Below are 23,676 nucleotides of genomic sequence, written 5' to 3' on the forward strand. Positions count from 1 at the left end.
AGAAAGGGAATTAAGGAATAGTCGAGTGTTTTTGATTCTCGATGATTTAGATAAATTGATTGAGAAAGAAGCCGATGAATTAATTGAACTTTTGAACTCTCTTTTAGAACAATGTCCCCATGTCAGATTGTTGTTAACCTCCCGTGATTCTCTAGTCAGAGATATTCTTTATTGCCATCAACAAGAAGTTTACAGCATGGGAGCATCAGAAACGAGACAAATATTTAGAAAGTATGCTCCATCAGAATCACAATGGGGAGACGATGATGATTTGGCAGAAAATTTTAATCGGTTGGTGCAATTTCTCGATGGTTATCCCTTACCCATTAAATTAGCAGCATCCTATATGGTAGAAACTCAATTTACCATCAAAGATTTGTGTGAAGAATTGGATATTGAACCATTAGAAATACTGGGTGATTACTCTCCTGAAGAAAGAAAAGAAAGGAGTTTGCGGATAACTTTAGAACGTTCCTTTGCCATGTTATCTGTAGAAGGGCAAGATATATTTCCTTTATTAGCTTTTTTTCCCAGTGGATTGAGCCGGGATTTAGCTAAGGCTATTTGGGGTAGAAGTGGGAATAAGGCTTTGTTGGAACTATTTAAGTTTTCGATGGCGGAAAAATCCCCTACTGCATCGGATTGGCGAGTAACTTTACCCGAACCTGCTCGTAGTTACGCGGAAAGTAAATTACAGCAGGGAAGAAAAATTGACTATCTTGCTCCTCAAGTTTTGGATTTCTATCATGATAATTTCTGTGATAGAGTCCTCAAGCTTTTTGGGAATGGAGAGAATCACAAAGGACAGCAGTTGCTTCTGCAAGAAAACTCAAATTTAATCTTGTTTCTGCAATGGGGTTATGAGCAGGAATTGAGTTCAGATGGAATTTGTCGCAGTGCGAGGATAACAGCTTCATTAAGTCCTTATTGGCGTTGGATTGAAGCGAATCAAGACCCTTTGGTGAGATTGGATTTGGCTTTAGCAGCAGCTCAAAGAAATCAAGATCAGCAGGGAGAAGATTTAGTTAGAAATGCGATGATTGTTCTTGATTCTAGAGGAAAATTTCAAAATGTCCAATCTTGTGCACAAGCAAGTGATGAGCTAGAGTCCTTTGAGTTTGAAACCGCCACTGTAAATAGTCGCGGTAAAATCGTCGAACTAGAAACCAAGCAAGCCCAATACTTTAACGAAGACTTGGGTGAGGATATCACCTTAGAAATGGTCTTCATCCCTGGTGATACATTCATCATGGGTTCGCCAGAAGGGGAAGGATATAACGATGAAAAGCCCCAACACCAGGTAACAGTTCCATCTTTCTTCATAGGCAAATATCCCATAACCCAAGCACAATGGCGAGCGATCGCATCTCGTGAAAATTTGAAAGTAGAACGCGACCTTAAACCCAATCCTAGCAGGTTTAAAGACCTCCCAGAGAGCGTGAACTGTCCCGTAGAGCGAATCTCTTGGTATGATGCAGTTGAGTTTTGCGCCAGATTATCGAAACACACAGGAAAAGAATATCGCCTCCCCAGTGAAGCAGAATGGGAATATGCTTGTCGTGCAGGTACAACTACACCCTTTCACTTTGGTGAGACAATTACATCTAAACTGGCAAATTATGATGCTAACTACACTTACGGTGCTGGCTCCAAAGGAGAATACCGTGGAGAAACAACACCCGTGGGCAGTTTTGAGGTAGCCAATGCCTTTGGGCTATATGATATGCACGGGAACGTTTGGGAATGGTGTCTTGATGATTGGCACAGTAATTATAAAGCTGCGCCCACAGATGGCAATGCTTGGTTTGATAATGAGGATGATAATCTTTTTCAAAAAACTGGTAGAGCTGTGCTGCGGGGAGGCTCCTGGATCAACTATCCTAAGGGCTGCCGCTCGGCGTGCCGCAACCATCTCTATAAGGCGGAGCGCGACATCATCGACAGCGATCTCGGTTTTCGTGTGGTCTGCGCGTTCGGGAGGATTCTTTAGTAGCCCTTTATACTTTTGTCCAGGTAAGGGAGGAGTGGTTATACCATTTTGAAAAAAGAATGCGACAGATGGGTAGGGGCACGGCATCCACAATATTTCAATATATAAAAGTATCTTAACTGGTGCCGTGCCCTTACGAATAATTTATGTGTTGCAAACATTATTTGAATTGGCATCAAGTAAGTCGGCACAAATAAACCATTTGAGAGAGCTGCATATTTGGAGCAGATATCAGGAAAATAAGTTGTAATAAGTAGTCATTTCGGACAGTTTGAGCTAATTTACCATTAAACTTGTTAAATTGAAGCTTGATGAGGGCTAACATGGTTAGGCATGAAACAGTAAGCTGCTACCCATTTAAGTCGCATATTAATTTGGTATTAATTAATGGCTAAAACTCTTGCTCCTTCTGCCCCCTGCCCTTTGCTCCCTGCTCCCTGCCCCCTGCCCCCTGCCCCCTGCCTCCTATTCAAATCATCCCAAATTGTTTAACATCAGCCACCATCGCCTAGTCACTCCCCCAGAGTATCGCGCCCAACCAAAGCTAGAATTTATCCCCCAACGTGTCAATCCCTTAATCCTACGATTGGCAGTATTAGTGTTACCGATTTTACTTCGCTTTCGCCTTCGACCTTGGTTACCTGCGGGGATTGCCGAAGTGAAGGTTACTAATGGTGAAACATTGGCAAAATTTTATCAACAATTCCAAGCAGGGAAAAATCGCTTATTGCTTGCCTTTCGTCACGTTGAGGTAGACGATCCCTTAAGTCTGATGTACCTATTCACTCGGACTCTACCCAGAACTGCCCGTAAGCTTGATATTTCCTTGCAATATCCCTTCTATAGCCATTTTATGTATGACCGGGGTATGACCATGTGGGCGGGGAAATGGCTGGGTTGGGTTTTCTCTGGTTTAGGAGGTATTTCTGTATATAGAAGTAAGCGATTAGACCGAGAGGTGATTCGCACATTAAGGGATTTGTTGGTTAATGGCAAAATGCCCATGCTCATCGCCCCAGAGGGAGCAACTAATGGTCATAGTGAAGTTGTCAGCCCCTTAGAACCGGGTACTGCTCAATTGGGTATTTGGTGTGCAGAGGATTTACAAAAAGCTAATCGTGATAAGGAAGTTTTTATTGTTCCTATTAGCATTAAGTATTATTACGTAACTAGTATTTGGTTAAATCTAGACCGATTGTTAAGTAAATTAGAAGCGGATTGCGGTTTACCAGTGCAGAGAATTGGCAAGTCTGCGGATGAGATACATGAAGATATTTTCTATCAACGGCTGTTGGACTTGAGTAATTATGTAATTACCCAGATGGAAGGGTTTTATGGTCATTTCTATAATTGCCAATTCCCGGATAGCCATTCAGGAGAAATTGCGGAAGAAGCTTTAGTAATTCGCTTGCATCGGTTGTTAGAACAAGCCTTACAGGTGTGCGAACAATATTTTCATATCCCATCCCTAGGAACTATCATAGATCGCTGTCGCCGCATCGAAGAAACTGGTTGGAATCGCATTTATCGCCGAGATATTGCTGATATTCAAACCTTATCTGCATTTGAGCGAGGGTTAGCAGACTGGATGGCTCATGAATCAACTATACGAATGCGACATATGCGTTTAGTAGAAAGCTTTGTAGCAGTGACAAAGAATTATGTGCTAGAAAAACCCTCCCCAGAAAGATTCGCTGAAACCACACTGATTATATTCGATGCGATCGCTCGTATTAAAGGGATAAAAGTTCCCCGTCGTCCCCGTTTGGGTTGGCGCAAGTCTCAGTTAACAATCGGTACACCCATTTCTGTGACTGAATATTGGTTAAATTGTCAACGAGATTCTCCCAAGGAACATCGTCAAGCGATGAAACAAGCTGTGACTGATTTGACAGCCGAGTTGCAAATTGCGTTGGAGGGCATGATTTATTCTTGAAGAGTAGAGACTGAATGAAAAATAATTTCCACCATCAATTATCTGATATCTGAGTATAATTTTTTCGTCCTCCTGCCCCCTGCTCCCTGCTCCCTGCCCCCTACTCCCTACTCCCTACTCCCTACTCCCTACTCCCTGCCCGTATATCCTCAATAACAACAAAAAATGATACCGCAATTGAAACCATATATTTTCGGACTAGCAGTTATTTGCAGTACATCTTTACTCGGTTGTACCTCTCCATCCACAGCAAATAATTCTCAATCAGGAAACGTGATCTTTATTCATCCCGATGGTACTAGCCCATCCCATTGGGGTGCAGCGCGGATGCTCCACTATGGTCCCGATGGATGGCTAAATTGGGATAGAATGTCTCACTTGGGTGTCTACTTGGGACACATGAAAAATCAACTCACTGCTACTTCCAACGGTGGTGCAGTTATCCACGCCACTGGGGTAAAGGTAAATGCAGATTCTTTTGGTTTAGATGCAAATGGTAAACCAATTGTGGCGGCTTCTGGAAAACCCCAGACAATTATGGAAGAAGCCATAGCTGCTCGTAAAGGAACGGCAATTATTAACTCTGGAGTTATTCCCGAACCAGGGACTGGTGCATTTGTGGCTAAAACGCGAAGTCGCCGTCAATTTGCCGAAATCACCAAACAAATTGTTGAATCTGGGGTAGATGTGATTTTGGGGGGTGGAGAAATATTTTACTTACCCAGGGGTACTGCTGGGAGACACGCCACTGCAAAACAAACTCAACGTACAGATGGAGTGAATTTAATTGAGCTAGCAAAGAGTAAGGGTTATACAGTGGTTTATACCCGTGATGAGTTGCTCAAGCTACCAGCTAACACCAAAAAAGTACTGGGAATTTTCGCTGCTTTGAATACTTATAATGATAATTCGGAAGAAAATTTAACCAAGGAAAATTTACCTTTATATGTACCTAATGCCCCCACAGTCAGTGAAATGCTGGATGCGGCGTTAAAAATAGTCTCGCAAAATCCCCAAGGTTTCTTTGTGGTGTTAGAGGAAGAAGGGAGCGATAATTTCTGTAATTATAATAATGCCGTGGGTTGCATCGAAGCTGTAAAACGGGCTGATGATGCGGTTGGGGTAGCGATGAAATTTATCCAAAAAACACCCAACACGTTGTTGGTGACAGCCGCAGATAGTGATGCTGGAGGTTTGGAAGTGGTGGGGGATATTAATTTACCTTCCCCAGTCCCAGCTAGAAGTAGAAATGGTTCCCCGTGGGATGGTAAGCAAGGAACCAAAACTATCCCCTTTACATCCGCACCCGATAAACAAGGGAAGCGTTTTAACTTTGCTGTGGGTTGGACAAGTTTTGGAGATAATTCCGGCTCCATCGTTGCGAAAGCACATGGGATTAATGCAAATAAGTTACCTACCACTGTGGATAATACTGATATTTATCGGTTAATGTATGGCACTTTGTTTGGTCAGGATTTACCAGCTAATAAGGAGTTAGGGAACACCAAAAAATAAATTCAGTAAACCATTGTGGGGTATTGTGGGGTAGGCATCCCTGCCTGCCTGCGGATATGGACGGGCTAGAAGCCCATCCCACAAACAAAAATGGGATACTTTAAAAATTGTCAGTCCCTTAAAGGAGCAATATTTTAAACTTTATTGTAAATTTCCGAAAAGACGTGGCATCATATCGTAGCTTGTATATATACAGATATCTTTAACCAGTAAACACTTTACCTGACCATGAACATCAGGAAATTTACTCAATTAGCCACAGCTATTACTGTAGGTTTTATTACTATTACCAGCCTTGCTCAACCTAGCTATGGCGGACGTTCCAAGTTTTATTGTGCCAAACTCAACGGTGTACCGATCACATGGGTGAGGACATCACGGGGAAGAGAGCGATTTATTCGTTGGTCTAGTAATGCTTTTAATGTATCTCCCCTAGAACGCTGTAAAATAGTTTCGGCAAAATTTCGCCGTTACTATGACAATGGCAGATTTTACATTACTGGTAGAGACAATGTGAATGGTTATCCGGTGTTGTGTATTTCTAATCGCCGGGGTGGTAGGTGTTCTGCCAATAATGTGCTGGTAACTCTCCAAAAAGGAAGCGATCCTGGCTATGTGATCCAACAGATACTTGATTTCCGTCGTGGTGCTAACGGTACAATTATTGAGCTTAGTGGGGATGAATTTATTCAATATGTGGATGGCGAATTCTACCTTGATGTTAATAAGCTTGTAGATAGTAAATGAATTGGCATTTATTGCTAAGGCAAGGTATTTATCCCATATTAATTATGCTGACTTGTCTTGGTGGTATATCATTGGCGCAACCGAGGCAAGAAACTGTTGTGGAAACTTGTCAACAAAATGAGTGTCAGCAATCCTCAAAACCACAGTCATCAAATCAACTTTCAGTTGGACAAATACGACAGATAGCTAATTCTATTACTGTCAAAATTTTGTCAAGGGATTTTATCGGCTCTGGGACTTTACTGAAAAAGTCAGGGCAGATTTATACAGTAGTTACCAATGCTCACGTACTCCGGGCAGCTAAATCTCCTTATCGCATTCAAACTGCTGATGGGCGTATTTACCAAGCTACTGTGATTGAAACTGTGAAATTGGATGGTAATGATTTGGGTTTATTGCAGTTTCGCAGTGCTGATACGGTGTATGCAGTAGCAAATATCAGGGATTCATCTACTTTGGGGGTAGGGGATAAGGTGTTTGTGGGTGGATTTACTGCAAATGCTGAGACTAAGTTGCCGAAAAAGGGGAAAGAAAATCAGAAAAATTCTTGGCGTTTGCGTCTTTCGGGTTCTTCCGTTGTAAAACAGCAAAGGGGTTTGGTATTTACCACGGGGGAAGTTTCGTTGTTGCTGGAGAAGGCTTTAAAAGGAGGTTATCAAATCGGTTATACCAATGATATTCGTAGGGGGATGAGTGGCGCACCACTGCTGAATATTCGCGGTGAGGTGGTGGGGATTAATGGGTTACATAAGGAGCCTTTGTGGGATGGTGCGGATTTGTATGAGGATGGGACTGAGCCGAGTCAGCCTTTGCAGGAAAAGATTACTAGGTCTAGTTTTGCGGTTCCTGTGAAAAGGGTGTTTCAGCAGTTTCCGCGATTGGGTGTGTTGAAAGATGTTCAGAGGAAATCTGTTATTCCAACAAACTACCTGGAAATCAATTTTCAGGCTAATAGAGGAAGTAGGTTAAAACCCGCTGAAAAGCTTTCCCAGTGTGATTTATCAGACTTCGCCTATCAGCCTGGGATTTCAATCCTAGGTGGTAAATTGGGTTCAGTGATGAATCATAGCTAAATCAAGGATGAACAATGAAGTTTGCTTATGGAATACCTGTAATACTCCTAGCAACCAACGTTATGGTTTTGCATCAAGTCGCAATGGCGTTAACTGGAGCGGAAGTTGAAGACATTGCTAAACAAGTTACAGTTCGCATCGATGGAGCAAAACGCGGAACAGGGATAATTGTTAACCAACAAGGTAATACTTACACAGTTCTCACTAATTGGCATGTAGTAGAAAAAGGAAATTATACAGTCCAAACTCTGGATGGTAGACGTTACCAATTTAGCTCTACGCAAGTTAAACGTTTAATAGGGGCAGATTTAGCAGAGTTCACATTTACTAGTAACCAAAATTACCGTGTTGCAACAAGGGGCAATTCTGACCAGTTGAGTATAGATACTAAAGTTTATGTCGCAGGTTGGGCAAATCCCGATAAACGCTGTGCACGGCGCTGTTGGAAATTTCGGGGTGGGCAACTTTCTGAGAGGTTGTCTAGTGCTATAGGTGGCTATACATTAAGCTATACCAATATTACCAAACCAGGAATGAGTGGAGGTCCATTATTGAATCAAGAGGGCCATGTAGTAGGGATTAATGGACAATCCCAAACTCATTCCGGAACGGGAGCAGTTGAATATGTGGCAATTCCCATTAATACTTATATGAAACTAGCTTCAGCAATCACCCCTCCTCCATCCAGAACTTTTACACCATCACCAACTCCCATAGCTACACTTTCACGAGCACCAACAGGAACCAACTTCACCTTTGCTAAAACCCTCACTGGTCATAGCTATTGGGTTATCAGCGTCGCCTTCAGCCCCGATGGTAAGACTTTAGCTTCTGGGAGTTTGGACAAAACCATCAAAATCTGGGATGTAGGCAGTGGCAAACAACTCAAATCCCTCACTGGTCATAGCGATTTGGTTAGCAGCGTCGCCTTCAGCCCCGATGGCAGGACTTTAGCTTCCGGGAGTTCGGACAAGAGCATCAAAATCTGGGATGTAGGCAGTGGCAAACAACTCAAATCTCTCTCTGGTCATAGCTATTGGGTCCACAGCATGGTCTTCAGCCCTGATGGCAGGACTTTAGCTTCTGGGAGTTCGGACCACAGCATCAAAATCTGGGATGTAGGTAGTGGAAAACAACTCAAAACCCTCTCTGGTCATAGTGATTCGGTCTACAGTGTCGCCTTTAGCCCCGATGGCAAGACTTTAGCTTCTGGGATTTCGGACAACAGCATTAAAATCTGGGATGTAGCCAGTGGCAAACAAATCAAAACCCTCTCTGGTCATAGCAATTCGGTCCAGAGTGTCGCCTTTAGCCCCGATGGCAGGACTTTAGCTTCTGGGAGTGATGACAAGAGCATAAAAATCTGGGATGTAGCCAGTGGCAAACAAATCAAAACCCTCTCTGGTCATAGCAATTCGGTCTCCAGTGTCACATTCAGCCCTGATGGCAAAACCCTAGCTTCTGGGAGTTGGGACAATACAATCAAAATTTGGGATGTCGCCACAGGTAAGGAACTGCAAACTCTCACTGGTCATAGCAGTTGGGTCAACAGTGTTGCCTTCAGTCCTGATGGTAGGACTTTAGCTAGTGGGAGTGACGGCAAAACCATCAAACTCTGGCGTGTTTCTGAACGCTAAATTTGATATGCAAATCATATCAAGCTAATTGAAATACATATAAATTTTTTAAGACTTCCGTATCATCTACCCCACACATAGAAATAATATTTATGCATCCAATATAATCATGAAATTCTCCTCCCAACTCCCAACAGCAATCATCGCCACCACCATTGCAGTAATCTCCCCACAGGTGACAGTGGCATTAACCGCAGTGGAAGTCAACAACATTGCCAGACAGGTTACAGTCCGTATCAGTGGACCAAAACCAGGGGGAACCGGAGTCATAGTTAAGAAACAAGGAAACACCTACACAGTAGTTACCAATTGGCACGTTGTAGACACCGCCGGAACCTACACCATCCAAACCCAAGATGGTAAGCGTTACCAAGTAAACTCCAAGAAAATGCGCCGCTTACCAGGGGTTGATTTAGCCATCTTACAATTCAATAGCAATCAAACTTACCAACCCGCCAAAATAGCTGACTCCAAGCAAATCAAAGAAGGTACAACGGTTCATGCTGCTGGTTGGATGACTCCTAGTAGAAGTTGTCAAGAATCACGCTGCTACAACTTTTCCACTGGGGTAATTAATCGCATCCTCAATTCTGCCAAAGATGGTTATGGCTGGGTGTATAGTAATGAAATTAGACCGGGAATGAGTGGTGGTCCGGTGCTGGATGAGGAAGGGAGGTTAGTAGGGATTAATGGCAGAGCAATAACTAGTCCCGGTTCCCCAGGAACGGATTATTTGGCGATTCCCATTAATACCGTTGTGAAGCTTGTGCCAGGAATCACATTCCCTCAAATACTAACTTCGCCGTCTCCCCCTCAAGCATCAGAAAATGGCAGAATTTCTAAACCTGATTCAGAAGAAATACCTTCTAACACATCACCATCAACTGCCATTGCACTAACAAGCAACAAAGTTTATGGTAGTTGGTCAACTGATGAAAAACTAGAATTATACTATTCATTTACATCTGCTCCAGGGCGACTCAAAGTGACTCTGGATACAATGGGTAATTCACCGGGATGTCAAACTGTATCGGTAAAAATCCTCAACAAAGAAAATTTCAAGAGTTATGGAAGATTGTTTAAATTAGCTTGTACAGCTAGAGGAGTACCCACAGTAAAAAATATCAGAATTCCTGTACGCCAAGACTTGTTGATGCAAGTGACTGTGGAAAGTGTAAGCAGGGTTTACTCTGGAAATTACACAATTACTTTGGGCAGCACTTTTGAGGCACAGGCATCACTAACAAATAAAAATTAATGGGATAACTTATTCTTTGATGTTCTAAATATATCAAGCCTGACTAATTATCTTCCACAATTCTAAATGAATTAATCATCTTTTCCACTGTTGGTAACAACTGAGAATATTGCTTCTCTTCCGCCCTATAGGTAATAAAATAAGCCTTACCACCTCTTACCGTCCCAATCTCCATTACTTTTAAACTACATTCCCCATCCCGGCGATTATAAACCAACTTATAAGCTCTCCTATTAGACAACGTAGTGCTTGAATTTGAACTATCAGTAATCTGAGTATTGGAATTAATATTTTTAATATTTTTTAAAGCACGATTTTTATACTCATCTAAAGATAAAATTTGATCTAAATTATTAACATCTATCAAAACATATGCAGGGCAAGAAGGCATATTTTGATTTTTTGGAAATAATGTAACCACCTCACTTTCAATAAAATTCCCTGTTTTTCGTGTATCCCAACTGTTTTCTGGATATTTTATTTTAATTCCATCATTACGATTTTCATAAAGTAAATAATTGGGTACAGAGTTTCTTGATGTAAATATATAAAAAATTATCCCCGTCGTAATTAACCCAGTCCCAAATACCACCCCTACCAAAGCCTTCCAAGGTGGTGAAGGTGGAGGCTGAGGCTTGGGAATCAAATCCATTACAGCTTGCAAAGCTTCCTCCCCAGACTGGTAACGTTCCCGAAAGTCATAACGCACCATTGTATTAATCACATTTGCCAGGTTAGAACTAACATTGACATTGTTTTGCCAGATTATTTCTCCCGTGTTGTCATCTGGTATTATCTGCTGATAATGCAAACCAGTTAACCCTTGAATGGCAATTATTCCCACCGCATAAATATCACTACAAAATTTTGGTTTCCCTTGGGCTTGTTCGCTTGGCATATAACCAGGAGTACCAATGTAATTTGTAATAGTAGTATGTCCTTGCTGATTGCTTTCCATCGCCGCAACTTCTTTGACAGCACCAAAATCAATTAATACAATCTTGCCGTCAGAATTACGGCGCATAATATTAGAAGGCTTGATATCCCGGTGAATACGACCTTGATTATGAATAAATGCTAAAACTTCTAAAATATCCCTTAATAATTGAATGACTTCAGTTTCCCTCAATTGCTTCCCAGAACCTAATTCTTGAGTCAAGTCATATCCAGCAATCAGCTCTTGTACTAAATAAAACTGTTGATTCTCTGCAAAGTGTGCCAACAGTCGGGGAATTTGGTCGTGATTGCCTAATTCTTCCAGGTTTTGTGCTTCCCTATCAAAGAGAATTTTCCCTACTTTTAATGTTACTGGATCGTCATTTCTAGGTTGAAACTGCTTCACTACACATTGAGGATTCCCCGGACGTTTAATATCTTCAGCCAGGAAGGTGACACCAAAACCTCCTTTTCCTATTTTTTGGACAATTTTATACCGTCCATCCACTATTTTACCCACCATTCCATCCACCGTGTATCCTTGCATTTATTACTTTATGTCATGGGGAGGGAAGAGTGAAGGAGGGATGCTGGGAAGTATCCAAAATTTATTGGTATATGCTGGCAATATAAACCATATTTGTTCTCCAATGAATTACATCTTCAAGTCAAAAACATTGCTGTTAAAGGCTGATGTGAGAAAATCAGCTTCATAAAAATAGGTGATTATTATTACTAGAGAATAAACGAATATATCAGTTTAATCACTTAAGAATTTGAGTGTAGCTGTGGGCATATTAAATAATAACTAATAACCAGCTACTTTCAACCATTAGGTCATCAGATGGCGCAAGAACAAAAAATCAAAGCCGCCGAACAACAGCCAATAACATCTCTGGGGACTTTTCTCCAAACTTTGAGGGACGAAGATAACCTCGACGTTTTGATTGCCACTATAATTACATATTTCCAGCACGAATATGACTATAATCTGATTTGGATTTCTGTCTACGATCGCCTTAATCATACCCTGATTGGTAAAGATGGAATTCTTCCAGATGGCGATCGCAATTTTGCAAAACAGAGGATGTTACTTAATCCTGGCAATTTATTAGAGCAAGTAGTCATAGAGCAAAATGCTATAGGTGTAGCGGATTTACGGACAGAATCACGTGCCGATAAATGGCAAGAACTGGCACAAAAGCACAAGATTCAAGGGGCGATAGTTTTGCCACTGCGCCATAAACAACGTTGTTTAGGGATAGTAATGTTGGGTAGCCATCGCTGGGGCTATTTACTGGCTGCTGAAGCTAAAGCGAAAGTAATGATGGTAATGGGTGAATTGGGAGTATTGCTGTATCAACATGAGGTTGAGTGGCAATATCAGCAGAGTAAGCGCCCAGAAAAATCATTATTGCGACTCCTAGAAAGTTTACAAACCTTAGAGAATTTAGAGCACAGGCTAGAAACTGTTGTCCATACTACCCATGAATTTATTAACTCCACTCGCACTAATATTTATTGGTTTGATAGGCAAGATCGTTATTTCTGGTTGCGGGTAAGTAATCAACCGGGGAAAGTTAGTTTTCACCAAACCCAGCCGGTTTTAGGCATCATTAAATTGGATGAACTCAGCGATTTTTATTACGCTTTAGCAATCAATCAAATTATCCGGGTAGGAGACAATCATAGCTCTCTCAAAAGCAATTTTACCAAACAATTATTACATCGTTTAAAGGCTCGAAGCATACTGGCTGCACCCATCATTTGGCAAAAAGATTTACTTGGTTTTTTGTCAGTAGAAAATCATCAAGCTCGTAGTTGGACGGAAGCAGAACAAAGTTTTGTCAAAGGTGCTGCTGGTTTAATTTCCCTAGTTTCACCTTTAGATAATATAGAAACTTCTATTCAGCAAATTCAAGCAGATGCAGACCTCAAGAGTCAAATCGCTCAAGGTATATACAGCAAACAAGAATTAGAGAAAGTATTGCGCAATTGTGCTGTTAGGGTTCTAGAAAGACTAGCAGCTACCCGGTTTTTATTGTTGCAATATAATGAAGAAGATAATAACTTTCAATTTTTATACCAAAATCAGCCCCATAATCGCCGTCAATTGAGATTTGTATTGGAGCCACTCAAAGAAGTTGACAATCATTTATTACACAGAGCGAATACAGCTATTAGTATTGAAAATCTAGAACAGGATTTGCGGTTCTATAATTGGCATACCGAATTAATCAATGCAGGTGCCCGTTCTCTACTGATCAGCAATTGTCATCAAGGTCATAAGCCAGAAGCGATTTTACTCGTCGTTAGCGAATCTCAGCGTTCCTGGAGTATCCAAGAACAGGAACTACTGTTAGTCATTGCTCAACAACTAGGAGTGATTGTCCGTCAGTTACAATTAGACCGCCAAAATGAACAGCAGAGGAACATTTTACATAGTTTTCAAGCATCTCTCAAGCTGCTAGGAATTTCCCAAAATCCTGAACATCAGGCAGAAGAATACTATCTAGAACAGAGTATACTCGAACAAATTGCTTCGGTTCTCAAAGCTCCCTTAGTTTCTTTACTATCTTGGGAACCAGGAAATAACATCGCAGTATTTGCTAGTAGTGTAATTACTAGTAGCAAGTACGAAATTGATACTAGTAATCCTGTTCATATTTCTACAGAAGCTTTAATTCAATGGGCATTGGTAATAGACAGTTATCTCAGTTTGACTATTAACGATATTCCTGACGAGACGAAGAAATGGTTAACAGGTAGTGATATTGGTCAAATTTTACTGTTTCCAGTCCGTAATACTACAGAAGCAAAGCCAACTGGAGTCATATTGATTGCAGATCATTGCCAACGTCAATGGTCTGAATTATCAATAGAAGCCGCACAAGTTCTAGTTACTCAATTAGCTTGGTTCCAGCAATGGCTACAAACTACTACCATGCTTCAGTCTCAAACTGATGAACTACAACAATTGAATTGGTATAAACACCAATATTTGCAAGATGTGCAAAGAAATGTAACTAACCTATTAAATCAGATTAAAGATATTCCTGACAGGGAATATACAAACATTCGTTATCAACCAATAATCAGGCAATTAGATTACAGTGTGCCTAATTTAACTAGATTACTGCAAAACGAACACTGGCAATTACATATCAGCAATGAGAAAATACCTGTTGCTACTTTGTTAAAACGAGCACTGGAGAGAGTGGATAATTTATTGCAACAGCAAAAGCTTTGGGTAGGGGTACATGGTTTAGGCTCACAAGCACACGAGCGAAATGTTGAAACCCATTTTTCTCAGCGTTCTCAATCTTCTTTAGCTATTGCTGGTGATATGGTCAAAATAGAATTAGTTGTTTATCAAGTTTTGCTGGCTGCTTGTAAACGTTCTGAGATGGGAGGAAGAATTGATATTTGGTGCCGTCGCTTAGATGAAGGAACACTGGAAATATCAATTACAGATAGTGGAACTATGGACGCTCAAATATTAGCAGATTTAAATTATAATCAAATGGCCAATATTATTTATCGTGAGTATATTTCTCAACCTTTGACATTAAATCTTGTTGTTTGTCAACAATTGATCCAAAAGATGGGGGGAGAGTTACAAGTTAATCAATTAGCAGATAATCGGATTATGAGTAGTTTGTTGTTACCTTTAGCTAATCAATAAAATCAGCACTTACGTCGCCATTAGTTCAGATATTTTCTTAATTTGTTGATTGAAATAATTTTCATCATGTTTCAGTTGTTGGGCAAATTTTAAACCTTGTTGGAAAGCATTCAACGCTTTTGCATATTCCTTACGTTCTACATAGATTTGCCCTATTTGATCATAGGCATTCATCAAGCCATAAAAGTTAGCGGCTAACTGCTCAGTCTGGATTAAAGTTTGGCTGGTTTGCAAAGCATCTTCAATTTGTCCAGCAGCACGGTAAAGAGCAATTAACTTCCGTAAAGCATCACCCGCACGGGCATATTGCTCTAATTGCCAAGCAGTGGTGTATGATTCTTGATAGTTTTTAAAAGCCTCTTGAATTAAATCGGGATTTTCTTTGGTGAGGGATTCATATTCAGAAGCGATCGCTAATTTTAAGCCAGGAATGAGAGCCAAATTATTATTTTGGCGATAAATTTCTACTAACTGGTTTTTAGCCTGAATTGACTTGGAAAATTCTTTAGCTTGGGTATATATAGAAGCCAACTTTTGTAAGTAGATGATTTGACTATTAATATTGTTATCAGAATTAGCCAACACCAACAATTCCTCATAGGTAGCTGCTGCTTTGGGATAATCAAACCAACTTAAATGTAATTCTCCTATAGTTGTCAGTGTTTCTACTTCTTTCGCAGTATCTTTTCGCCGCCTTACCGTGACCAAAATTTGCTCATAGGCTGTTAAAGCAAATTCCGGCGATCGCACTTGTTGGTAAGCTTGACCTAGAGCCTGTAAAATTTCTAAATCTGGCTGTGTTTGGGATTTTATGGGTTGTTGAATTTTTTGTAAACGTTGGGTAATGTATATTACCTGCTGGCGATTGTTCTCATTATAAGCGATCGCACCTACCCTTGAAAGAGCTGTGATTTCTACTAATGTACCTAAATGTCGCCGCAACCGTAATTCCCGATTCCAGATATCAAAAGCACCTACCTTATCTCCTGCTCTTAGTTTTACAGCCGCTTCTTGATTTAATTTATCCAGTGCTGCTTCTAAGCGCCGTTTTTCTAACACATTTAAAGGTTGTTTATCTGGAGAACGAGGAAGTAAGGGATCGGGAGTAGTAATTTCTAGAGGATTAGGAGGAAACTTGTCTGGTTGTTGTGGTTTTTTCTTCGCTCCTAAAGTGAGAGAACCACCAAATAAACAAAATACAGTTGTGGTAATAATTATTAATCTGAACCATTTAAACATCAGTAATTTACCTTAATTGCGATCGTCAAATACAAAATCTATTAGTAAGCATTTTTTCATGCTTTACCTCCTTCCCTCCAGGTGGGGAAAACCTACCCCTACTCCTTCCCTCCTTCCCCTAACAAGACGTAAATCCATAAAAAATTATCCTGAAAAATCCGTCCCAACAAGCTCTAAAATATTGACAGATGATTGTTCGGGAAATTAATGACTCATTCTAGGGATATTAAAACTTTAGCTCGCTGGATGGCAGCTGACTTTAGTAACCAACAACAAGCTTTTGATAATCCCCCTTTATATGCTCATATCCGGGTGTGTATCCGTCCTTTACCTTGGGAATTCTTGTCAGGGGTCAGTTTATTTCTGGAACAAGCCTATGACTACATGCTGACTCAACCTTACCGTTTGCGAGTCATGAAGTTGATTCCCACTGCGGAAAATATTGTCATTGAACACTATACCCTGAAAGAAAAAGAAAAATTTTATGGTGCATCCCGTGAGGTGGAACGGTTAAAAAATATCACCACCGATGACCTAGAAAAAATGCCGGGATGTAATATGCTTGTGGAATGGACTGGTAATAGTTTTAAGGGAAGGGTGGAACCTGGTAAGGGATGTGTTGTAATTCGTGACGGGAAAAAAACCTATCTTGACAATGAATTTGAAATTGATGCTGAAAGATTTATGAGTTTAGATAGGGGAAGAGATTTAGAAACGGACGAGCATTTATGGGGTTCTATTGCTGGGGAGTTTCACTTTGTCCGTTGGCACAGTTTTGCGGATGAGGTTCAGCTTGAAGGAGAATAGTAAGGCATTCCCGAGCAATCGAATTATGTGGCTTTCAGAAAATTAATGATGAATTGAAAAGCTTTTGTCTGCAGCAATTCCTTGTTCCATTCTTGACAAAGCTAATTTTGCTTTCTGTATCTAATAATCTGTATTTTTGTAGATGCGGAGAAATTCTTGCAGCGACTTCTTGGACTAATATCCGACGCTCTTTACTGCACGGTGGTAGCTGACTTAAGCCTTGTTTGCAGTTTTATAGCAATGGAAATATTGGTGGTTGACAGTATTGTTCTACTCAAAAACTGTCAACCACCAACTAACAACTAACAACTATCAACTGAAAAACGTCCTAACTTAGCTGGCTATAGCTATATCTAACCAATGTTTTTAGCTCGCTACAACTAGAAATTTCAACAAAGCATTTCAACTTCATCCATTGCCACTATATATATTTATAGCTTATGGTTAGGATTATAATTTTTCTATCAGTCTTAGAACCTTTATCCTTAAAGATTATGCCTGCTACCAAGTTAAATATCAATCTGAATAACATTTTGAATTCCTTGCTGAATTTACTGGTAAGCCAGTCCAAAAAAACAAAAGCCCAAGTATATGACTATACACAATTTACTTCTGGGGAAGATTACGTATTTGAGGTGAAAGAAGATGGCATAAAAGGCTACATGACTGCTCAGCGCTCAGGTGTTAAATCTGGTGACTATATTATATTAAGTCATGGTTCCCATACTCGGTGCTACCAGGTAGAAGAAATTGATTACTACTCTGAACCTGCTGATATGTGGATGGCATTATTGAGGTTAGTAGAAGATAATGGGATTTGATTCGGGATTTTGGACTTTTGCTTCTAGCTATCCCTAGTAATTACAATTTATGTTTTTTGGTGGATGTATAAATTCATTTAAGTTTAATAAAGAACGCCACCACAATATAGTTTAGTTTTTTGTAAAAGTTGCCAAATGGCAAATACTAAATCTCTAAGCTTTCGGTTTCGCTTAATTATAGCAATGGACATATTGTTTAGGACAATATTGTTTGACTAAAGGACTCTCAATTATCAACTATCAACTATCAACTGAAAAACGTCCTAACTTGGCTGGCTATAGCTATACTCTATAAATTTGAGGAGTAATTCTATCTAAAATTTCCATAATTAATTTCTATATATCAATTTTTTGCTTGAGTATAAATTGCCAAAAGTTGTTGATAATTATTTTTGGCAGTATACTTGCTTTCAAACTCTGTTCTTGCTTCCTGACGCATTTTTATAAGTTGTGTCGGATGAGATATTATCCACTCTACTTTTTCTGCTAAATCTTGATCATTATCTGGACAAAAATGTAACCCAGTACGACCAGGATCGACTAATTCTGCGATCGCACCAATATTCGCTGCAATTACTGGTGTTCCTTTTGCAAATGCTTCAATTGCTACTCTACCAAAGGTTTCATACCATTTTGAGGGAAAAACTAAAAACATTGCTTCTCCCATCAAGCGATGTACTTCTGCTATTGGTTTACGTCCTAACCATTCTACTTGGGGAATTTTTGTTGCTATTTCTTTTACCTGCTGTGCAAGTGGTCCATCTCCGACTATTTTTAGAGGGATTGGATGACGCAGAAGTTCCCAAGCAGATAAAAGAGTATCTAAACCCTTCTCCACAGATAAGCGTCCTACATATAAAGCATAGTCGCCAATACTTTCACTAATACCTGGATCGGGATGAACAAAGTTAGGCTTAACTACTATTTTTTCAGCAGGTAATCCCCCTTGAATAAATTTCTGTCGGGAAAATTCTGTTAAGGTGATATATTTATCAACCATTTTTTCCCAAGTATTCATAGCCCGGTGTATTGTAATCATTGACGCGGTAGCTGCACTTGCAAGTCGATTTTCACGATAACAACCATGCTGAATACCGGGATAGGGAATAAATTTACCTACACAATCTTCGCAGACTTTTCCTTCACGAAAGAATAGAGCATTTGGACACAGTAAGCGATAATTTCGCAAAGTTTGAACTACAGGTACTCCCTCGTCTTTTGCTGCATAATAAATAGATGGAGAAATTAATGGGAAAAAATTTTGAACATGTACAATATCATACTTGGAATTCTTTAGCCTTTGTTTAACTATTTGATATGCTTGTGTTGACCAAACTGTTTTAATTGCCAATTGAACAGGGTTTAATTGTTTTATGCGATCGTTATGTTCTTCATAAACATCTACTTGATGTCCTTGTTCTCTGAGAATACGCTGTTCTGACTCGTGGGATTCGTCTTCTCCACCGCGTATTTGATAGGAATTATGTATGCTGAGAATTTTCATGTTAATTCCTCGGAAATAAAAATTACATCATTATCTTTCAGCTCGCACTATGGTAGTAACTCTAGCTTTTTATGGTTCTATATAAAACTTTTATAATTCCAATAATTAAATACATCGAAAATATGATCTGCTTTATTACCCAAAGCATTGAGTTTATTATAATTGATTTCACAACAAACATATAACTTACGCAACAGGCATATTTTTTGGTATAGGGTGCGTGAGATGGGAAAATATTTGAACGTAGTAATAAGACTTATAAAATTGTGACAATTGCGTAATTTATGACTATAAATAAATTGAGAAAACATTGTAATTACCTCTCATTAATTATTGATTTATCTGCAAAAGTATTAAGCTATATACTCTAATTTTTCTTTTCGCATATTTTTAAGTAAAAGCTGCTTCTCATGCCACCGTAAGCCAATAAAAACAGCAATAGAAAGCATATATCCAGGTTCTTGCATTTGAGTAAAGATAAATCCATGAATTCCAGCAGAAAGCATTAATAGTTTAGATACATCATCGACACAAATTCTACGCCATATAATCGAACAAATGTACAAATAGACCAATAACCCAATAAAACCTAAATCCCCCCAAATGGCAGCCCAACCAAAAACTGGAGCAAAAAAACTTGTACCTCTAGCTGGACCAAGATAATGGTTAATAGCATAAGGCCAAATCTGTTCAGAAACTGGAGTTGTCGTTGCTCCTAAAGGTTTCAAAAGAGAGCTATATTCACCTAACATTCCAGCAAAGCGATCTAAAGTATGACCAGGCCCTAGCCCGAGGAACCAATGAATAGGAGAATTATAGTTAGCAAGAACCATCCGAATTCCATCTATTTTAAATTGTGTTGCATCACCCTCTAAACCATATAGTTCTGATCTATTAATCCAACTTTTGTAGGGATATAAAGCATCAACATTTTGAACAGCCCATAAAAAAATAATAACTAATAAAATAAAACCTATTATATAAGCTAAGGTTGTAATAGGTTTCTCTAATTTGGTGAGAAACATAATAGCAAACCCTATTACAAATGTTGCAAGAACTTGTTTAGTATCAGCCAATAATAAGTGTGCAAAGCTACCAAACAAAATTAAATTCCTGACCCATTTTGAATTATTTTTGAAGCTAGCTAAATAATAAAAGCTGAAACTCAATGTTACAGCCGAACCTACAACATGTCCAGCTCCTGATTTAAAAAAAACTCCTTGCATATAGTCTCCAGATAATCCTAAAGCAAAACACTGGAAGAATGCAAGTAACAGATTAAATATATTAAAATACACAACCCAAGAGCGTAAAATATAAATATTTTTTGGAGGCATAGACAAGCTAATTAAACCCAAAAGCAACATGAATGGTTCAGCCCATAGTAGAAAATTAAGTATTATATTTATAAAACCAGCTTTATTAAGTAAAGCACTAGCAACGCTAGTAGTTAATAATAAAACTAACCCAAATAGTAATTGATTGGAAATCCTAATTTGTTCATGATTTTTGGTTTTTGTATTACAAATGGCAATTAGAAAAGCAATAGGGATAATCAGAAAATGAATAAAGTTAATTACAGATGGTATTCCGATAGACTGTAAAGTTCTAGAAAAGAAAGTAGATGCATAAGATATCAATAAAAGAGTAGAACTTCTAACTTCTTTTTTTTTTGAATAATGTAATTAGCTTGTAAGTTCATTTTTCTCAATTATATGAAGTAGTTACTAATACCATTTCTTTATGAAGATGCACTTAATTTAGCTTGTACAGCTTTGTAAGTATAGCCCCAGGTTTTAGCTTATGGGGGACTACACAGAATTGGTATAATGAATTCTCATTGCGTAAGTCCTGGAGACAATACTTCTGATGCTTCTTCAGAACAAATTTGTTGGTAAAGTTGAGCTAATTTCTCTCCTTTAATTTTCCAGCTATAAGATTTATTTACTAATGACTTTCCTGCTTCTCCCATACCCATTCTAAGTTCTGAATCTTCAGCGAAATTAACCATTGCTTTAGATATTTCATCTATAACTTGTTCTGGATTTTTGACAGGTATCTTTAAACCTGCTTTATCTGAAACATTTACAGCAGGACCTCCCCAATCTAAACAAATTACTGGACGACCAGCAGCCATAGATTCCACGCACGCTAATCCCCCCGAATCGTGTAAACTAGGGAAAATCATGATATGACAGTCTTTGAGCTTACTTAAAGTTTCAGGACGAGGTAATTTACCAAAAAATTTAACCCTTTGAGCAACATTAAGTTTTTCAGCCAGATCTTGCAGTCGTTTCCGTTCTGGACCATCACCAACAATCCAATACTCTATATTTTTATCCAAGTTTGCTTTTGCAAAAGCTTTTATACTTAGATGCAAACCCTTAAGGTTAAGTAATTTTCCTATAGTAATAAATTTGATGGGATTATTTTTTGGTATGGGAAATTCATTCAAACTATCAATTTCCTGCTGTGTTAAACCTAGAGCAGAATAAACTTCCAGTTTTTTTACACCAATATTATATAGTCGATTAGCCGTATCATGACTTACAGCCCTAACTATAGTGCTTTTTTTTGCCGTAAGACGTGTGAAAGGGTCATGTTCACCAATTATATGTGCGATATATCGCAAAGTTTCGTATATCTTTCCACGCAAACTAAAATCTTTTATAAACCCTTTGGGTAAAGCTTCTCCACCTCCAACAGGTCCCCAAATAAAAGGAATTGGTAAAAATGAGAGGAAACTAGGTGACCAGTACCTCACATAGGTTACGTGATGTGCTACATCCAAACCTACTTGAGTATTTAATTTACGAGCAACAAAATATGCATATATCTGCCATAAGTAGTAATGATGAGGTCTGGTAGATTTCCAGGATTTTGCCCAAAAAGGAAGCTGACAATAGATAAAATGAAGATTTGGTATGGGATTTTGTTCTAATTCTGCTTCGATTACTGACTGGTTATCTAATCTTGTAAGTACCCATACTTGATGATATTTCACTATTTCTCGAATTGTATTCCAACCGACTCCCGGTTCTGAACCTTCATTCGGTTTACAAGCATAAGCAGAGATAAGTACTTTCAAGCTTTTCATAATTTTACGACATATAATTATTTGATTTTTTATCAATGATTTTGCTTATATTCCTTCTCTTCCAAATATCTGTTTCATTGATAAACCAAACTGAAAACCTAGCCAAAGCCATGACCATGAAATAAATTTCAATATAAAAAGAAAAATGCCTTCTAAATATCCATATTTTTCTGTCAAATATAGAAATTGAGTAGGAAGACGATATGGTGACTTTTTATTGAAAAATAATGCTTTAAATGTTGTTACAGGCGTACTCTCAGGACGAAAGTATTTATGGAGATTAAGAGTTTCATATACTTCTCCATACATAGCAGTTGTGAAATCCCCTACTAAATAAGCTTTGAAACCCGAGCGAGTAGCTTTCAAAACATACATATGATCGCCCGAATAGTGAGGAAACTTAACAGCATCAGGTAGCCCTATTTTTTGAATCACTTTAGATGGTATTCCGACACATCTACCAGACATTCCATCAACAGATACAATCTCTCCTGGTTGGGCTAAAAGTCCTTTACGACCTTTAGCACCATTGGTTATGCGAGTGAATGAATTACCGTTCTTAACTTCACAAGCTGGTGCAACAATAGTATCTGGATGATTTCGCATAAATTTCACTAATCCCGATATGGTATTTGTTGCAGGAATACAATCATCATTGAGCCAGAATAAGTATTCTGCACCTTGTTCGCAAGCATACTGCATTCCAACAGCCATAGCCCCTGTCCACCACAAATCGCCATTTCCTTCTAAAACAGTTGCTTCTGGGTATTGAGAATGGATAGCTTCTGCTGTTCCATCTGTTGAACCGTCATCAATGATTACAATATGATAGCGATCCAAATCTCCAATTTTTTGGAGGTTTTCTAAGCAAAATAGAGTTATTTGCTTGCGATTATGGACAGGAATAATAATGTATATGGACTCTTTCATAATGGTTCTTAGTCATAATAATTAACTATGTTTAGCTTTAGACATTTGCTGATGTAGTAATTCACCTTGATGTATTAGATTTTCTGTAAAATTATAATCTGCATAACCTAGATATAAAACCTTTTTATCTAGAGTTTTTCCTAGAATAAAATTAACGCGATTACAGAAATTAATTGGAGGTAGTTTCATTGTAGTAATTCAGAAAAAGTATTGTACTAATTAGGAAAATATAAAGTTGCAGTATCAGCTTTTAATTTTTGAGAAAATTTCTGTTTCCACAGACGTGGAACTGTATAGGAAGGTTTTATTACGATAGATAATAATAAATATAAGATTCCTCTTAGATATTTTTTATCGGCTATTAGTAAACCAGCCGTTCTGTAGTAGAACTTACTTATAATCAATACTCTGTGAGAAAAACTAATCAATTTATTATCATTGGTATAATCTTCCAAATATGGTTCAGGTTGTCTTAATTTACGAGCATTATGACGAGCGCAT

General features: G+C 38.8%; 18 protein-coding genes. 10 read left to right on the plus strand and 8 right to left on the minus strand.

The features are described 5' to 3' along the window. The 7 genes from CALSC_RS12690 to CALSC_RS12720 form a co-directional block, all read left to right on the plus strand. On the plus strand, positions 1-1,990 hold a 1,990-nt coding region (locus tag CALSC_RS12690), incomplete at its 5' end, for an SUMF1/EgtB/PvdO family nonheme iron enzyme (RefSeq protein WP_143288241.1). Positions 1,991-2,474: 484 nt separating this feature from the next. Continuing rightward, positions 2,475-3,926, plus strand: a complete 1,452-nt coding sequence (locus tag CALSC_RS12695) for a 1-acyl-sn-glycerol-3-phosphate acyltransferase (RefSeq protein ID WP_235006774.1) — start codon at positions 2,475-2,477, stop codon at positions 3,924-3,926. A gap of 165 nt (positions 3,927-4,091) precedes the next feature. Then, on the plus strand, positions 4,092-5,441 hold the full coding sequence (locus CALSC_RS12700; RefSeq protein WP_088241710.1) for an alkaline phosphatase: 1,350 nt from the start codon (positions 4,092-4,094) through the stop codon (positions 5,439-5,441). A 228-nt stretch (positions 5,442-5,669) separates the two neighbouring features. Next, on the plus strand, positions 5,670-6,188 hold the full coding sequence (locus CALSC_RS12705) for a COP23 domain-containing protein (RefSeq protein ID WP_088241711.1): 519 nt from the start codon (positions 5,670-5,672) through the stop codon (positions 6,186-6,188). 44 nt (positions 6,189-6,232) lie between these two features. Beyond that, positions 6,233-7,261, plus strand: a complete 1,029-nt coding sequence (locus CALSC_RS12710; protein ID WP_088241723.1) for a S1 family peptidase — start codon at positions 6,233-6,235, stop codon at positions 7,259-7,261. Positions 7,262-7,275: 14 nt separating this feature from the next. Then, positions 7,276-8,898 carry a WD40 domain-containing protein gene (locus CALSC_RS12715; protein ID WP_088241712.1) on the plus strand — a complete coding sequence of 541 codons (1,623 nt, stop codon included), beginning with the start codon at positions 7,276-7,278 and terminating at the stop codon, positions 8,896-8,898. Between the two features lie 109 nt (positions 8,899-9,007). Further along, positions 9,008-10,156, plus strand: coding sequence for a S1 family peptidase (locus CALSC_RS12720; protein ID WP_088241713.1), 1,149 nt, complete (start codon positions 9,008-9,010; stop codon positions 10,154-10,156). 43 nt (positions 10,157-10,199) lie between these two features. Here CALSC_RS12720 and CALSC_RS12725 read toward each other — a convergent pair whose 3' ends face one another. After that, the gene (locus CALSC_RS12725; RefSeq protein WP_235006775.1) at positions 10,200-11,639 is read right to left on the minus strand and encodes a serine/threonine-protein kinase; all 1,440 of its coding nucleotides are present in this window, start codon (positions 11,637-11,639) and stop codon (positions 10,200-10,202) included. A gap of 297 nt (positions 11,640-11,936) precedes the next feature. Between CALSC_RS12725 and CALSC_RS12730 the strand changes: the two genes are divergently transcribed. Beyond that, positions 11,937-14,777 carry a sensor histidine kinase gene (locus CALSC_RS12730; protein WP_088241715.1) on the plus strand — a complete coding sequence of 947 codons (2,841 nt, stop codon included), beginning with the start codon at positions 11,937-11,939 and terminating at the stop codon, positions 14,775-14,777. Positions 14,778-14,786: 9 nt separating this feature from the next. Here CALSC_RS12730 and CALSC_RS12735 read toward each other — a convergent pair whose 3' ends face one another. Then, the gene (locus CALSC_RS12735; protein WP_088241716.1) at positions 14,787-16,016 is read right to left on the minus strand and encodes a tetratricopeptide repeat protein; all 1,230 of its coding nucleotides are present in this window, start codon (positions 16,014-16,016) and stop codon (positions 14,787-14,789) included. 207 nt (positions 16,017-16,223) lie between these two features. Between CALSC_RS12735 and CALSC_RS12740 the strand changes: the two genes are divergently transcribed. Together CALSC_RS12740 and CALSC_RS12745 are read left to right on the plus strand one after the other, a co-directional pair. Further along, positions 16,224-16,823, plus strand: coding sequence for a chromophore lyase CpcT/CpeT (locus CALSC_RS12740; RefSeq protein ID WP_088241717.1), 600 nt, complete (start codon positions 16,224-16,226; stop codon positions 16,821-16,823). Positions 16,824-17,263: 440 nt separating this feature from the next. Next, on the plus strand, positions 17,264-17,644 hold the full coding sequence (locus CALSC_RS12745; protein ID WP_235006776.1) for a hypothetical protein: 381 nt from the start codon (positions 17,264-17,266) through the stop codon (positions 17,642-17,644). A gap of 343 nt (positions 17,645-17,987) precedes the next feature. Here CALSC_RS12745 and CALSC_RS12750 read toward each other — a convergent pair whose 3' ends face one another. From CALSC_RS12750 to CALSC_RS27440, 6 genes are all read right to left on the minus strand, one after another. Next, the gene (locus CALSC_RS12750) at positions 17,988-19,148 is read right to left on the minus strand and encodes a glycosyltransferase family 4 protein (RefSeq protein WP_088241718.1); all 1,161 of its coding nucleotides are present in this window, start codon (positions 19,146-19,148) and stop codon (positions 17,988-17,990) included. A gap of 353 nt (positions 19,149-19,501) precedes the next feature. Then, positions 19,502-20,788 (minus strand): hypothetical protein, encoded by a 1,287-nt coding sequence (locus tag CALSC_RS12755; protein WP_088241719.1) that lies wholly within the window; start codon positions 20,786-20,788, stop codon positions 19,502-19,504. A gap of 197 nt (positions 20,789-20,985) precedes the next feature. After that, positions 20,986-22,245 (minus strand): glycosyltransferase family 4 protein, encoded by a 1,260-nt coding sequence (locus CALSC_RS12760; RefSeq protein ID WP_327331386.1) that lies wholly within the window; start codon positions 22,243-22,245, stop codon positions 20,986-20,988. A gap of 45 nt (positions 22,246-22,290) precedes the next feature. Then, positions 22,291-23,175 (minus strand): glycosyltransferase family 2 protein, encoded by an 885-nt coding sequence (locus CALSC_RS12765; RefSeq protein ID WP_088241720.1) that lies wholly within the window; start codon positions 23,173-23,175, stop codon positions 22,291-22,293. A 21-nt stretch (positions 23,176-23,196) separates the two neighbouring features. Then, on the minus strand, positions 23,197-23,364 hold the full coding sequence (locus tag CALSC_RS26455) for a hypothetical protein (RefSeq protein WP_159460610.1): 168 nt from the start codon (positions 23,362-23,364) through the stop codon (positions 23,197-23,199). A gap of 26 nt (positions 23,365-23,390) precedes the next feature. After that, positions 23,391-23,676: hypothetical protein (locus tag CALSC_RS27440; RefSeq protein WP_235006777.1), on the minus strand; the 286-nt coding region annotated here is incomplete at its 5' end.

It is taken from the genome of Calothrix rhizosoleniae SC01 (assembly GCF_900185595.1).
GTDB classification, from domain to species: Bacteria; Cyanobacteriota; Cyanobacteriia; order Cyanobacteriales; family Nostocaceae; genus Calothrix_A; species Calothrix_A rhizosoleniae.